The organism is Rugamonas sp. FW305-51 (assembly GCF_058786935.1).
The window spans coordinates 81,512-95,730 of record NZ_JBYSZG010000016.1 but is presented as its reverse complement, the minus strand read 5'-3'; the positions used below and the strand labels follow the sequence as shown (position 1 = coordinate 95,730).

The 14,219-nt window shown below is 65.1% G+C and carries 12 protein-coding genes and 1 tRNA gene; 2 read left to right on the top strand and 11 right to left on the bottom strand.

Translation table 11 applies throughout. The features are described 5' to 3' along the window. Positions 1 to 52 precede the first annotated feature (52 nt). The 8 genes from AC3WOS_RS13505 to AC3WOS_RS13470 form a co-directional block, all read right to left on the bottom strand. Entirely contained in the window at positions 53 to 547 is a 495-nt protein-coding gene (locus AC3WOS_RS13505; RefSeq protein ID WP_492716501.1) for a hypothetical protein, read from the bottom strand. 259 nt (positions 548 to 806) lie between these two features. Then, positions 807 to 883 (bottom strand) — tRNA-Pro (locus AC3WOS_RS13500). A gap of 105 nt (positions 884 to 988) precedes the next feature. Further along, positions 989 to 1,696 (bottom strand): fumarylacetoacetate hydrolase family protein, encoded by a 708-nt coding sequence (locus AC3WOS_RS13495; RefSeq protein ID WP_492716499.1) that lies wholly within the window; start codon positions 1,694 to 1,696, stop codon positions 989 to 991. 40 nt (positions 1,697 to 1,736) lie between these two features. Next, a complete protein-coding gene (locus AC3WOS_RS13490; protein ID WP_492716497.1) occupies positions 1,737 to 2,348 on the bottom strand; it encodes a TetR/AcrR family transcriptional regulator in 612 nt (203 codons plus the stop codon). Positions 2,349 to 2,410: 62 nt separating this feature from the next. Beyond that, positions 2,411 to 3,859 (bottom strand): efflux transporter outer membrane subunit, encoded by a 1,449-nt coding sequence (locus AC3WOS_RS13485; protein ID WP_492716495.1) that lies wholly within the window; start codon positions 3,857 to 3,859, stop codon positions 2,411 to 2,413. Next, positions 3,856 to 6,999: an efflux RND transporter permease subunit gene (locus tag AC3WOS_RS13480; RefSeq protein ID WP_492716494.1), complete on the bottom strand. Its 3,144-nt coding sequence runs from the start codon at positions 6,997 to 6,999 to the stop codon at positions 3,856 to 3,858. Before AC3WOS_RS13480 ends, AC3WOS_RS13485 begins: the two co-directional genes overlap by 4 nt. 15 nt (positions 7,000 to 7,014) lie before the next feature. Then, positions 7,015 to 8,226, bottom strand: coding sequence for an efflux RND transporter periplasmic adaptor subunit (locus AC3WOS_RS13475; protein ID WP_492716492.1), 1,212 nt, complete (start codon positions 8,224 to 8,226; stop codon positions 7,015 to 7,017). Between the two features lie 168 nt (positions 8,227 to 8,394). Then, positions 8,395 to 10,320: an MFS transporter gene (locus AC3WOS_RS13470; RefSeq protein ID WP_492716490.1), complete on the bottom strand. Its 1,926-nt coding sequence runs from the start codon at positions 10,318 to 10,320 to the stop codon at positions 8,395 to 8,397. A 275-nt stretch (positions 10,321 to 10,595) separates the two neighbouring features. On the opposite strand from AC3WOS_RS13470, the gene AC3WOS_RS13465 reads away from it, so the two are divergent. Continuing rightward, on the top strand, positions 10,596 to 11,153 hold the full coding sequence (locus tag AC3WOS_RS13465) for an outer membrane protein (RefSeq protein ID WP_492716488.1): 558 nt from the start codon (positions 10,596 to 10,598) through the stop codon (positions 11,151 to 11,153). 68 nt (positions 11,154 to 11,221) lie between these two features. Here the strand turns inward: AC3WOS_RS13465 and AC3WOS_RS13460 are convergent, their stop codons facing one another. Then, on the bottom strand, positions 11,222 to 11,944 hold the full coding sequence (locus tag AC3WOS_RS13460; RefSeq protein ID WP_492716486.1) for a class I SAM-dependent methyltransferase: 723 nt from the start codon (positions 11,942 to 11,944) through the stop codon (positions 11,222 to 11,224). A 209-nt stretch (positions 11,945 to 12,153) separates the two neighbouring features. Between AC3WOS_RS13460 and AC3WOS_RS13455 the strand changes: the two genes are divergently transcribed. Continuing rightward, positions 12,154 to 13,071 carry a polysaccharide deacetylase family protein gene (locus AC3WOS_RS13455; protein ID WP_492716484.1) on the top strand — a complete coding sequence of 306 codons (918 nt, stop codon included), beginning with the start codon at positions 12,154 to 12,156 and terminating at the stop codon, positions 13,069 to 13,071. 6 nt (positions 13,072 to 13,077) lie between these two features. Here the strand turns inward: AC3WOS_RS13455 and AC3WOS_RS13450 are convergent, their stop codons facing one another. Both AC3WOS_RS13450 and AC3WOS_RS13445 read right to left on the bottom strand, forming a co-directional pair. Next, positions 13,078 to 13,704: a 4'-phosphopantetheinyl transferase family protein gene (locus tag AC3WOS_RS13450; protein WP_492716482.1), complete on the bottom strand. Its 627-nt coding sequence runs from the start codon at positions 13,702 to 13,704 to the stop codon at positions 13,078 to 13,080. Between the two features lie 7 nt (positions 13,705 to 13,711). Beyond that, entirely contained in the window at positions 13,712 to 14,158 is a 447-nt protein-coding gene (locus AC3WOS_RS13445; RefSeq protein ID WP_492716480.1) for an excinuclease ATPase subunit, read from the bottom strand. Positions 14,159 to 14,219: the final 61 nt, after the last annotated feature.

Sequence of the window (14,219 nt, the reverse complement as noted above, 5' to 3'; positions counted from 1 at the left end):
GATCGAAGCGAGAATTGCGCTCGATCGTCATGATCCGCTGGCGGCGCTGCAATTAGACACCCATCGCAGCAAACAGGTCATCCGGGTTACTGAACTCACCGTCAACCACTACGTCAGCCTCGGCGATGTGTTCGCCGATGAGCCAGACTATCGAATTCAGGCTGTTGTGCAGCGTAGCGAGAATTTCGAGCAGTGAGTCGTAGCAATCAACTACGCAGTCGTCAGCGGTCAGCCGGTCATCATCTATCGCATTTTGACGCTTTTCGACATTGAGAGCATAAAATTCACCGACCACATTGCGTGTCTTCTCGAACATAGCAGCTAATTTATCGAGATGCTCAGTTTCTGCTGGCATGCTTCTTTGCATTTGTTCCACGAAACGTTCAGCCATCAAGGCCATCCCATGGAACTTTGCTGTTTGGATTTCCATCTTGGCGACGGTCTTCTCAATCTCACCAAGCAGTTCGAGATCGCGTGGCTCGCCCCCAAACTCTTGATCGACATGGCGTCCAAACGCCATGAGTTTTCGGAATTCTACAGCTGACATTTCGGCCTCCCTTCGGAGTTCCATCAAATCTATCATATTCGCGCTCGGCTAGTGAAAGCAATAGCCGACTGCTAGTGTAGCCGACATTCTTTGAAAGCACGGCATGAGCCAAGCTGATAAACGAATTGCACGAGTACCGGCATGCATAATTCGCCATTGAGACTCCCCAGCATACGTCAACTGGTAAGTATGTTGGCAACTAGAATCAACAAAAACGAAAAAAGCCAGTCCGAAGACTGGCCTTTTTCGTTGAATCTATTGGTCGGGGCGAGAAGATTCGAACTTCCGACCCCTTGCACCCCATGCAAGTACGCTACCAGGCTGCGCTACGCCCCGACGAGGTGAGAATTATAGCAGCCCGTTTAGCCTTTTGTCACACTTGCCTGGCATATTTCGGCAATAAACCTTACATTTTTGTCGGATATTATTGGCCGGGCCCGCTCAAACTAGCTTGACGGCCAGTTCCGGCAAGCCTTCCACCCGCCCTGCCAGCATCTGCCCGCGCACCACGGCACCCACGCCTTCGGGCGTGCCGGTGAAGATCAGGTCGCCCGCTTCCAGCGCAAACAGCGTGGACAGATTGGCGATCGTTTCGCTGACGGACCAGATCAGGTGCGCGATGGTGGCGGCCTGCTTGCGCACGCCGTCCACGTCCAGCGTGATGGCCGCGTGGCCGATGTCACCCGCTTCGTCCGCGCGCACCAGCGTGCCCACCGGCGCCGAAAAATCGAAGGCCTTGCCGATTTCCCAGGGCCGGCCGGCGTCGCGCATCTTGAACTGCAGGTCGCGCCGTGTCATGTCCAGGCCCACGGCGTAACCGAAGATATGGCGTGCCGCGTCCTCCACGGCGATGTTGCGGCCGCCGCTGCCCAGCGCCACCACCAGCTCGCACTCGTAGTGCAGGTTGGCCGTGGCCGGCGGATACGGCAATTCCAGCACCTGCCCCGGCGCGACCGGCACCACGGCCTGCGCGTCGTTCGGCTTGCAGAAGAAGAACGGCGGCTCGCGCTCGGGGTCGAAACCCATCTCGCGCGCATGCGCGGCGTAGTTGCGGCCGACGCAGTAGACGCGCCGCACGGGGAAGCGCTGTTCGGTGCCTGCCACCGGCAGGCCGACGATCTCGTGGGCGGGGAATACGTAGGATGTCATGCAGCCTCCTTGCTGGCGTTGGAATCGGAATGCGGATTGATCAGGACAGCAGCAACGCACCCAGGGCGACGCGGTAGGCGCGCGTGAGCGCATCCTTGTCCAGGCCCGGATGATGGAGCGCCCGCAGCGGCAGCCCCTGGAACAGGGAGATCGTCGCCTCCAGGCGCCCGTCTAGCGTGGCGTCATCCACCGCCAGGCCGTGCCGCTCGCGGCCAGCCTTGACGATGGCGCGGAACTGCTGGCGCATGCACAGGTCGGCATGCACCAGCACGGCCGCCACCTTGGGATTGCGCGACGCCTCGGCGAAGATTTCCAGCTTGAGCGTCCAGAATTCCGGCGCCATATGCTCGTTGACGGAAGTGTCGATCTCGTCGACGATGGCCTGGAGCGGATCGTCCTTCTGCTCCAGGTCGCGCAACAGCAGCGCGACGCGCTCGACCTCTTCTTGTACAAAGGCGGCGATGATGGCGTCCTTGCCGTCGAAGTAGTTGTAGATATGGCCGGCGCTCATGCCCGCCGCCTTCGAGATCTCGGCCATGCTGGCGCCGTGAAAACCGCTGCGGCTGAAACAGGTGGCCGCCGCGTCGAGCACCTGCCTGCGGCGGCTCAGCGCCCGTTCCGGGTCGGCGTGTCGTTTTTCGGTGATGCGCATGGGTACTTCCGTAATGTCTGATCCAACCGATACTGTGGACAAGGCGGCGGCGTTTGTCAATTTCACTGCGCCGTGCTGGCGGCCGCCGCCACCTTGCCCTCTTCCTGCCAGCCGCCGCCCAGCACCTTGTACAGCGTGACGGCGTTGCCGGCCTTGGCCAGGCGCGCCGTGATCAGGCTTTGCTGGGCCGCGTACAGCGCGCGTTGCGACACCAGCGCGTTCAGGTAGGACTCGGCGCCCTTGCGGTAGCGCGCCTCGTGGATGCGGAAGCTCTTGTCCGACGCTTCGGCCAGGGCCTGCTGCGACGCCAGCCGTTCATCCAGCGTGCCGCGCACGGCCAGCGCGTCGGCCACTTCGCGGAAGGCGCTCTGGATCGCCTTGTCGTACTTCGCCACGGCGATGTCGCGGTCCGCCTTGGCGATATCGAGATTGGCGCGGTTGGCGCCGCCGTCGAAGATCGGCAATCGGATCTGCGGCAAGAAGCTCCAGGCGGACGAGCCGCCCTTGAACAGGCCCGCCAGGTCGCCGCTGGCGCTGCCGGCCGTCGCCGTCAGCGAAATGCTGGGGAAGAAGGCCGCGCGCGCCGCGCCGATGTTGGCGTTGGCGGCGCGCAGCGCGCGCTCCGCCTGCAGCACGTCGGGCCGGCGCTGCAGCACGTCGGACGGCAGGCCGGCAGGCAGGCTGGCCGTCTGCGTCACGGCCTCCAGTTCGCCTTGCGGCAGCAAGGCGTCCGGCACGGCGCTGCCCACCAGCAGCGTCAGCGCGTTGCGGTCCTGCGCCACCTGCGCCGTGTAGACGGCCATGTCGTTGCGGGCCGCTTCCACGCTGCTTTGCGCCTCGTACATGTCGACGCCGGACGTGGCGCCGGCGGCAAAGCGACGCTGGCTCAGTTCAAAGCTGATCTGCTGGCTCTTGAGCGTATCGGCAGCCAGCGCCAGGCGCTGCTGGTCGGCGACCAGCGTCAGGTAGCTGTTGGCCACTTCCGCCACCAGGCTGATTTGGGCGGCGCGCCGCGCCTCCTCCGTGCCCAGGTAGCTTTGCAGCCCCGCTTCGGACAGGTTGCGCACCTTGCCGAAAAAGTCCAGTTCATACGACGACACGGCCAGGCCGCCGCTGTACTGGCGGCCGATGGCGGCCTCGCCGTCGGGCCGCATGTTGGCCGGCGTGCGCGAGGCGTTCTGGCTTACCGAGGCCGACACGGACGGTAGCTGCGCCGCGCTGGTCACACCGTACTGGGCGCGAGCCTTCTCGATATTGAGGGCCGCCACCCGCAGGTCGCGGTTGTTGGCCAGCGCCAGCCCGATCACCTGGCGCAGTCGTACGTCAGTGAAGTAGTCGCGCCAGGCGATGTCGGCTGCAGCCTGCGCATCGGGCGACACAGGCGCCGGTTTGTAGGCGTCGCCGGACGGCCAGGCTTGCGCCACCGGCGCCGGCGGCTGCTGGTACACGGGCGCCAGGCTGCAGCCGGACAGCAGGATCGCCGCGGCGATGGAAATCAATGTCTTGTTCATTTGCTTTGCTCCGCAACTGCGGTTGGAGCCGCTGCCCCGTGCCGGGCGGCGAACAGGCCGCGCACCAGCACGAAGAACAGCGGCACGAAGAAGATGCCGAGGAAGGTGGCCGACAGCATCCCGCCCAGCACGCCCACGCCGATGGCGTTCTGGCTGCCCGAGCCGGCACCGCTGGCCACGGCCAGCGGCAACACGCCCAGGCCGAAGGCGATCGACGTCATCAGGATGGGGCGCAGGCGCAAACGCACCGCCTGCAGCGTGGCCTGGTGCAGCGGCACGCCCTGCTCCTGCAGCTCCTTGGCGAATTCCACGATCAGGATCGCGTTCTTGGCCGCCAGGCCTACCACGGTCAGCAGGCCGACCTGGAAGTACACGTCGTTCGACAGATGGAAGGCCCATGTGCCCAGCACGGCGCCGATCACGCCCAGCGGCACCACCAGCAGCACCGAGAACGGCACCGACCAGCTTTCATACAGCGCGGCCAGGCACAGGAACACGATCAGGATCGAAATCGAGTACAGGGCCGGGGTCTGGGCGCCGGAGTCGCGCTCCTCGGTCGACAGGCCGGTCCACTCGATGCCTATGCCGGGCGGCAGCTGGGCCGCCATCTTTTCCATCTCGGCCATGGCCACGCCCGAACTCTGGCCCGGCGCCGGCATGCCCAGCACTTCGACGGACGGCATGCCGTTGTAGCGTTCCAGGCGCGGCGAGGCGTAGATCCAGCGCCCGCTGGCGAAGGCGGAAAACGGCACCATCTCGCCGGCGGCGTTACGCACGAACCACTTGCCCAGGTCTTCCGGCGCCATGCGCGCATCGGCCTGGCCTTGCATGTACACCTTCTTGACGCGGCCACGGTCGACGAAGTCGTTCACGTAGGAGCCGCCCCAGGCCGTGCTGAGTACCTTGTTGACATCGGCGATGGCCAGGCCCAGCGCGGTGGCCTGCTGCTGGTCGATCGTGATCTTGTACTGCGGCGTATCTTCCTGGCCGTTGGGACGCACGCCCACCAGCAGCGGATTCTTGGCCGCCATGCCCAGCAACTGGTTGCGGGCCGCCATCAGGGCATCGTGGCCCACGCCGCCCTGATCCTGCAGCTGCAGGTCGAAGCCGCTGGCGTTACCCAGCTCCAGCACGGCCGGCGGCGCGAAGGCGAACACCATCGCGTCCTTGATGCGGGAGAAGGCGCCCATCGCGCGGCCCACCACAGCCGGCGCGCGCAGGGCGGCGCCCTTGCGCTCTTCCCAGTCCTTCAGGCGCACGAAAGCGATACCCGTGTTCTGGCCGTTGCCGCCGAAGCTGAAGCCGGCCACCGTGAAGATCGACTGCACGGCATCCTTTTCATCGACCATGAAGTGCTGCTCGACCTGCTCGATCACCTTCAGCGTGCGCTGCTGGGTGGCGCCGGTGGGCAGCTGCACCTGGGCGAACAGCACGCCCTGGTCTTCCGCCGGCAGGAAGGAGGTAGGCAGGCGCATGAAGGCCAGCGCCAGCACCACCAGCAGCACGCCATACAGCGCCATCGAACGGCCGCCGCGGCGCAGGATGGCGCCGACCCAGCCCTGATAGCGGCTGCTGCCACGCTCGAAGCTGCGGTTGAACCAGCCGAAGAAGCCGGTATTGATGGCGTGGTGTCCCTTGGCCACAGGCTTGAGGAAAGTCGCGCACAGGGCCGGCGTGAACACCATGGCCACCACCACCGACAGCACCATGGCCGATACGATGGTGACGGCAAACTGGCGGTAGATCACGCCGGTGGAGCCGCCAAAGAAGGCCATGGGCACGAACACGGCCGACAGCACCAGGGCAATGCCCACCAGGGCGCCCGTGATCTGCCCCATGGACTTGCGGGTCGCCTCTTTCGGCGACAGTCCCTCTTCCGTCATTACCCGTTCCACGTTCTCCACCACCACGATGGCATCATCCACCAGCAGGCCGATGGCCAGCACCATGGCGAACATGGTCAGCGTATTGATCGAGTAGCCCAGCGCGGACAGCACGCCGAAAGTCCCCAGCAACACCACCGGCACGGCCATGGTGGGGATTAGCGTGGCGCGCACGTTCTGCAGGAACAGGTACATGACGAGGAACACCAGCACGATGGCCTCGGCCAGCGTCTTGACCACTTCCTCGATCGACAGCGTGACGAAGGGCGTGGTGTCGTAGGCCACCACGGCCTTCATCCCGGCCGGGAATTGCTTGCCCATCACGTCGATCTTGTGCTTGACGGCGGCGGCCGTGTCGAGCGCGTTGGCGCCCGTGGCCAGCTTGATCGCCACGCCGGTGGCGGCATGGCCGTTGTAGCGGGCCACGGTGTTGTAGCTCTCGCTGCCCAGTTCCATGCGGGCCACGTCGCGCAGGCGCACGGTGGCGCCGCTGGCGGCAGTCTTGAGCAGGATGGCGCCGAACTGCTCCGGCGTCTGCAGGCGGCTTTGCGCCGTCACGGTGGCGTTCAGCTGCTGGCCCGGCATGGCGGGCGCGCCGCCCAGCTCACCGGCCGACACTTCCGTGTTCTGCGCCGTGATGGCCGCGCTCACGTCGGCCGGCGTCAGCTGGTAGCTTTGCAGCTTGGCCGGGTCGAGCCAGATGCGCATCGCGTACTGGGAGCCGAACAGCGTCACGTCGCCCACGCCCTGCACCCGGCTCAGCGGATCGATCACGTTGGCGGCCACGTAGTCGCCCAGGTCGGCCTGCTTCATGCTGCCGTCCTCGGAAATAAAGCCCAGCACCATCAGGAAGTTCTTGGTGGACTTGGATACCACCAGGCCCTGCTGGGTGACGGCGGCCGGCAGCAGCGGCGTGGCCAGCTGCAGCTTGTTCTGCACCTGCACCTGCGCGATGTCGGGGCTGGTGCCGTTCTGGAAGGTCAGCGTGATGCTGATGCCGCCCGTGGCGTCGCTCGACGAGGACATGTAGCGCAAACCGTCGATGCCCTTCATCTTCTGCTCGATCACCTGGGTGACCGCGTCTTCCACCGTGCGGGCCGATGCGCCCGGATAGGAACCGGTGATGGAAATGGAAGGCGGCGCGATGCTTGGGTACTGCGAAACGGGCAGCCCGTGTATCGCCAGCACGCCCGCCAGCATGATGACGATCGCCACCACCCAGGCAAAGATGGGGCGGTCGATGAAAAATCGTGCCATTACTTTTCTCCTGGATTAGTGGGCGCTCTTGGCGTTGGCCGGCATGGCGCCGCCGGCGGCAACGGCGGCCGGCGTGGCGGGGGCGGTGGCAGCCACCGTGGCAGGCGCGCCCGGCTTGACCTTCTGCACGCCTTCCACGATCACGCGGTCGCCCGCGGCCAGGCCGGAAGTGACCAGCCACTTGTCGCCGACGGTGCCGCCGGTGACGAGGATGCGCTGCTCGACCTTGTTGTCGCGGTTGAGCACCAGCGCCGTCGCCTCGCCCTTGGGATTGCGCGTCACACCCTGCTGCGGCACGGCGATGGCCTGTTCGTCCACGCCGTTTTCCAGCACGGCGCGCACGAACATGCCGGGCAGCAGATCGTGTTTCGGATTGGGGAACAGCGCGCGCAGGGTGACGTTGCCGGTGCCGGGATCGACGCTGGCGTCGGCGAACTGCAGCTTGCCCGCTTGCGCGTACTTGCTGCCGTCGGCCAGGATCAGGCTCACCCTGGCCTGGCCGCCCGACTGTTTCAGGCTGCCCGATTCGAGCGCGCGCTTCAGGCGCAGCATCTCGGTGCTGGTCTGGGTGACGTCGACATAAATGGGATCGAGCTGCTGCACGGTGGTGAGCGCGGCGGCCTGGCCGGCCGTCACCAGCGCGCCAGGGGTCACCGTGGAGCGGCCGATGCGGCCGCCGATGGGCGCTTCCACCCGCGTGTATTTGAGGTTGATGGCGGCCGCCTCGACGGCGGCGCTGGCCGACTCCACTTCAGCCTTGGCCTGTTCGTTGGCGGCCACGGCGTCATCGAGCTCCTGGCGGCTCACGCCCTCGATCTGCACCAGCTCCTTGTAGCGTGCCGCTTTCGGGCCGCTGGTGAGCAGGTTGGCGCGGGCCTTGGCCAGTGCCGCCTTGGCCGAATTGTAGGCCGCCTGGTAGCTGGCCGCGTCGATCTGGTACAGGGCGGCGCCGGCCGCCACGTCCGCACCCTCGACAAAGCGGCGCTGCTGGACGATGCCGCTCACCTGCGGCCGCACCTCGGCCACCTGGAAGGCGGCGGTGCGGCCCGGCAGTTCGGTCGTGATCGGCAACGCCTGGGGCGTGACGGTAAAGACGCCCACTTCCGCCACCTGCGCATGAGGTGCTACGGCCGTGGATGGGGAGCAAGCAGCCAGCAGGCCGCTCGAGCAAAGCACAAAGATGGCGCCGGCACGGCGGCGCGCACGCTGGGAAAGCAAGGTTTCCATTGTTATTTTTCCAATCCGATAATGAAACTGATTGATAGAATGAACGATCATTCTAATAACGTCAAGAAACAATTTGTAACGGCATATGTCACGGAAATAAACAGGCCCGCGGAACCGGGACGGTTCGGCGGGCCTGCTGGCGCGAATGAAAATGGGGACGGCGGGGGCTTACTTCCAGCCGCCGCGCAGCTCGCGCACCTGCTGGTACAGGTATTCCGGCGTGGCGTCGGGCGGCGCCACGGGCTGGCCCACGGCCAGCGCCAGGCGCGAACGCAGGCCCTTGCGGAAGGTGCGCTCCAGCACGTTCTCGGCGCCCCGGCTCAGCAAGTGGCCCCACAGGCCGCGCAGCGCCATGGGGATCACGGGCACTTGGGAGCGGGCCACGATCTTGGCGATGCCACCCTTGAATTCGTTCATCTCGCCCGTGGTGGTCAGCTTACCTTCCGGGAAAATGCATACAAGGTCGCCCTCGTGCAGCGCCTGGGCGATGTCCACATAGGCCTTCTCCATCAGCCACGGGTCTTCCTTGGCCGGCGCGATGGGGATGGCGCGCGCCGTGCGGAAGATCCAGCCCAGCAGCGGCAGCTTGAAGATGCGGTGGTCCATCACGAAACGGATCGGGCGCGGACTGGCCGCGCCGATCACGATGGCGTCCACGTAGCTCACGTGGTTACACACCAGCACCGCCGCCCCCTCCACCGGAATGCGGTCGGCATTGATGCACTTGACGCGGTGCACGGTATGGATCAGCAGCCAGGCCAGGAAGCGCATCAGGAATTCCGGCACCAGCGAGAAGATGTAGACGGCCACCAGCGCGTTCATCAGCGCCGTGGCCAAAAACAGTTCCGGTATCGTCAACCCCTGCCCCAGCAGCACGATGGCCACGCCGGCCGCCGCCACCATGAACAGTGCGTTCAGGATGTTCATGCCGGCGATGGTGCGCGACAGGTGGCCCGGCTCGCAGCGCACCTGGATCAGCGCGAACAGGGGCACGATGAAGAAGCCGCCGAACATGCCTATCATCAGCACGTCGCCCAGGATGCGCAGCGTGCCATGCAGCGCCAGCCAGTCGAATGCCCCCAGCCGCGCCCCGCCCTGCGCCACGATGGCAGCGGCCACCTGGCCGCCGCTGGCGGTAAAGCCCACGCTGGCCAGATACAGGTCGATGCCGAACAAGGTCAGGCCGATGGAGCCGAACGGCACCAGCCCCAGTTCCACCTTGCGCCCCGACAGCCGTTCGCACAGCAGCGAGCCGGCGCCCACGCCCAGCGAGAAGATGGTCAGCAGCAGCACGAACACGTTGTGGTCGCCGTGCAGGTAATCCTTGGCATACACGGGGAACTGGGCCAGCACCAGCGCACCGTAGAACCAGAACCACGAGTTGCCCAGCATGGACAGGAACACCACCCGGTTCTTGCGCGAAAAGCCGATGTTGCGCACCGATTCGGCCAGCGGATTGGGGCTCACGCGCAGCGTGGCGTCGGCCGCCGGCGTGTGCGGGATGCGGTAGCTGGCGATCAGGCCCAGCACGGCCGTGAGGATGGTGCCGCCGGCCGTGAGCAGCAGGCCGGCCGGCTTTTGCATCACCAGCACGGCGCCCAGCACTTCGCCGAGCAGGATGCCGACGAAGGTGCCCATCTCCGTCACGCCGTTACCGCCGATCAGTTCTTCCGTCTTCAGGTGCTGCGGCAGGTAGGCGTATTTGACGGGGCCAAACAGCGTGGAGTGGATGCCCATGCCCACCACGGCCGCGATCAGCAGCCACAGGATGTGCTGCATCCAGCCGATGCCGGCCACGCACATGATGCCCAGCTCCAGCCATTTGACGAAGCGGGTCAGGCCCGATTTTTCGAACTTGTCGGCCATCTGCCCGGCCGTGGCCGACAGCAGCACGTAGGGCAGGATGAACAGGCCCGGTATCAGGTTGGTCAGCAGCGAAGGCTTGAGCGTGGTCCAGCTCAGCGCATCGTAGGTGAGGATGACCATCAGCGCCGTCTTGAACAGGTTGTCGTTGAACGCGCCCAGGAACTGGGTCCAGAAGAACGGGGCGAAGCGGCGCTGCGACAGCAGGGAAAACTGGTTGGCTTGGCTCATATCGGACGGTGTGGATGGCAATGGATAGAGAACATACAGCAGTCGCCAGGGCGCCGCAACGGCGGTGAGGATCGAATAGCGCCGCCACCGGCGGCAGGGATCAGGACGGGGCCATGATTAATGATTCATATCAGGAAATAAAGTTGCATTAGGCAAAAATAACTATTGCAGTCTTTGTAACTGAACAGTAAAATTATTATTGCCGTACAGCAAGAGGCCGACGCGACCAGCGCACGCCCCCGATACTGGACGGCCTACTAATTAAGGACATAAGCATGAAACACCGCATCATCATCGCCGCGATCGCCGCTCTGGCAGCACCACTGGCCGCCCAGGCTGACAACGCCTACTTCGGCGCCAACGTAGGCCGCGCTGAACAGAAGCTCTCCGTCGACGACACTTCGACCAAAGAAAACACCACCGGCTTCAAACTGTATGGCGGCTACGACTTCACCCGCAACGTCGGTATCGAAGGCGGCTACGTCGCTTTCCGCAAAGTGGAAAAAACGGCCTACGGCTACGGCGTATCGTCCAAGCCGGAATCGATCTATGTTGCCGCCACCGGCACCCTGCCGCTGGGCGAACAGTTCGCCCTGTTCGGCAAAGCTGGCGTGGCGTTCAACCACACCAAGATCGACGCTTGGGGTCCAGGCCTGTCCGACAGCACCACCAACAACCAGACCACCCCGATGATCGGCGTCGGCGCTTCGTTCGCGCTGGACAAGAAAATCAGCTTCGTCGCCGAATATGAAAACTTCGGCAAGGTCGCCAAAGAAGGCGGCGACAGCATCAAGGCCGACCTGCTGTCGTTCGGCGTGCGCGTCAAGTTCTGATCGCCCTCAGGTTCGCCTGATCGCAAAGCCGGCTACGCGCCGGCTTTTTTTCGTCCCGGCGCCGCGCCTCAGGGCTTGCGCGCCACCAGGTTGATCAGCGTTTCCTCGCGCACGGCGGGCGGCTTGATGCGCAGCACCGTCTCGAGCATGCCCAGGTCCTCGCGGCTCCACCACAGGAAGGGATAGGACACGGCGCTGTCGGGCACCGCAAAGCCGGCCGCGCGCACCATGGCCAGGTATTCCGGCGCCGTCTTCTGCACCTCCATCGGATGGCGGAACAGCAGGCGGATGATCCAGGAATGGATGTAGCGCCGCGTCGATTCGGCAAACAGCAGCACCCCGCCCGGCTTGAGCACGCGGAAGAATTCCGCGATCGCCCGTTCCTGGTCGATCAGGTGGTGGAAGGTCTGGTGGCAGAACAGCAGGTCCACCGAGTTGTCCTCCAGCTTGATGTTGGAGCTGGAGCAGCACACATAGTCGGCCTCGATGTTCAGCGCCCGCGCCTCCTGCGCCGCCGCCACCAGCATCTCGGGATCGATATCCATGGCGATCAGCCGCTGCGGCGCAAAGCGCTGCCGCAGCTTGTACAGCGAACGGCCGTAGCCGCAGCCCACGTCGGCCACCACCGGGTAACTGCGGGCCGGCTCCGGCATCAGCCGCTGCAGATCGGCCAGCGCCCGCTCCAGCACGTGCACGGTCCAGGTATTGCTGCGCAAGAACCACTTGCCGAATGCCGTCTCCGGAACATGGGGATCGGTGACGGCGGTTATTGCATCAAGATTTGCGCTCATAGGCTGTGTTTAAAACTATGTATGAAATTACATGAAATGACAGGTCAGACCACCATTATAATTCCTGACAGGCAATTAGTTGCAGAATTCGCAAACTGGATTTTTTCATTCCCGTCCACCGCCTGCCGCCCCTTGTGATACGGCGCGCCAGTCAATTTGGCCCAAAAACGTTACAATGCCGCACTCTTCCAGTTTTGCCGTCTTTCATCGTGTCCATACGTTCCGCCTCCCGCCTGGCCGCGCACCTGCTGCGCACCACCCTGCTCTCGCTGCCACTGTGGATGGCGCCGGCCGGCCATGCGCTGGCCGACGGCGGCATGGTGGCGCCGGCGGCGGCCGTGCATGCCGGCCCGGCGCCGATGCGCTTCCTGCTCACCTTCGACGACGGCCCGGCCGCCGCCGCCAGCGACAACCCCACCGTGCGCATCCTCGAGGCGCTGGCCCACAACCCCTACCAGGACGGCATCAAGGCCGTGTTCTTCACCCAGACCCGGGCCTGGCATGGCGGCGGCACCGAGGTGGGGCGCGGGCTGATCCGCCGTGAATACGACGACGGCCATCTGGTGGCCCTGCACAGCGCCACCCTGTTCCACGCCAACCACCGCTTCATGAGCCAGGCCAGCCTGGAGGAATCGCTGCAGCGGGGCGTGGACGACCTGACCGGCGTGACCGGCAGCGCGCCATCGCTGGTGCGCCCGCCGTTCTGGGCCTACGACGCCGACACGCTGGCCGCCTACCACCGGCATGGCATGCAGATGCTGCTGACCGACCTCAATGCCAACGACGGCAAGATCTACGGCATCAACTTCAGCTGGCACAAACGCGCCAACATGCTGACCCACCTGCGCGCCACGCGCGAGCGCTGGGCCGCCGGCACCATGCCCGCCGTCGACGGCGCCACGCCGGTCGTGGTCACCTTTCACGACGTCAACACCTACACGGCGGGCCATATCGAGGAATACATGGAAATCCTGCTGGATGTGGCGCGCGAACTCGATATCCCGCTGGCGGCCAAACCGTTCTATGACGAACGGGCCGCGCTGGAACGGGCCGCGCTGGCCAGTACGGTACGCAATGCCGACAGCAAGCCGCCCCTGCCGGGGCTGTGGAACTGGCTGTGGCAGTGATACGCCTCAGCCGAGGATGACCGGTTCGAGCCGCGGCACCACGGCCAGCGGCAGCGCGCTGCACAACACGATCGACAGGACAGGATGGGGCAAGGCGACGCAGCTCGGTGCGGCCGCCGCGATCGGGTGCGCCAGCTTGAAGCGCGCCTCGTGCTCGCTCCACATGCGGTAGAACAGCGGCACCCGCGCCGGCAGCGGCGTGGCCTGCAGCCGCTCGCAGGCGGCATCGTCGAACGCCTGGCGCGCCAGGGCGGCCAGATCGCGGCCGGCGTCCATGACTTCGATATCGAGTCCCAGCGCCGTTTCCGCGCTGGCCGCGCAGGCGATCCAGTCGCCGCTGTGCGAAATGCTGAAGAACGGCACCCGCAGGCCGCCGGCCGGCGGCACCATGCGCGGCGCGCGGCCCGGCACATCATCGAGCACGATCTCGTGCGGCGCCATGGCCAGCATGCGGCCCAGCGCCATGCGCGCCAGCAGGCGCCCGAGCAGGAACTGGCGCAGCCGCTGCTGGCGCACGAAGCGCTTGAGGCGGGCCTGCTCGTCCGGCCCCAGCCAGCTGCGGCTGGTGGCCAGCGCGTCCTCGCCGACGGCGGCGCCATCCAGCAGTAACACCAGGGCGTGGGCCTGGTTCATGATGATCTTACTTGGCCAGTTTGACGAAGTCGCCCTTGAGCGCCACGCCCGACATGATGGCGCCGTCATGGCACTCGAACTCCGTCTGGCTCGACACTTCCTTGTCCTGGTAGTTGCTGACGATGTTGATCACGGCATCGGCGCCCACCTGCTGCGCGTGCTTTTGCAGCTGCAGCATGGCCGACAGGAACACCCAGTTGCAGGACTTCTCGGCCGACTTGCCAAAGCCGTTGGTGCGCTGGCTGGTCTTGTCGCTGCCGATCTTGGTCTGCACGCGCGGCGTCTGCTGGTCGCCGAAGTAGAACTTGACGCTGTCGCCCAGACGGGCCTGGGCATCGTTGGCGGCCATGGCGCCGGCGATCGGCATCATCAGCACGGTATCGGAGGCCTGCGCCGGCAGGGCCGCCATCAGTGCGCAGCCGGACAGGATTGCGGAAATCATCAGTTTATTCATTTTTCTTCTTCCTTTTTAAAAAACACCAGACTTCAAAAAAACCGGTAACGCGTGCTGCCCC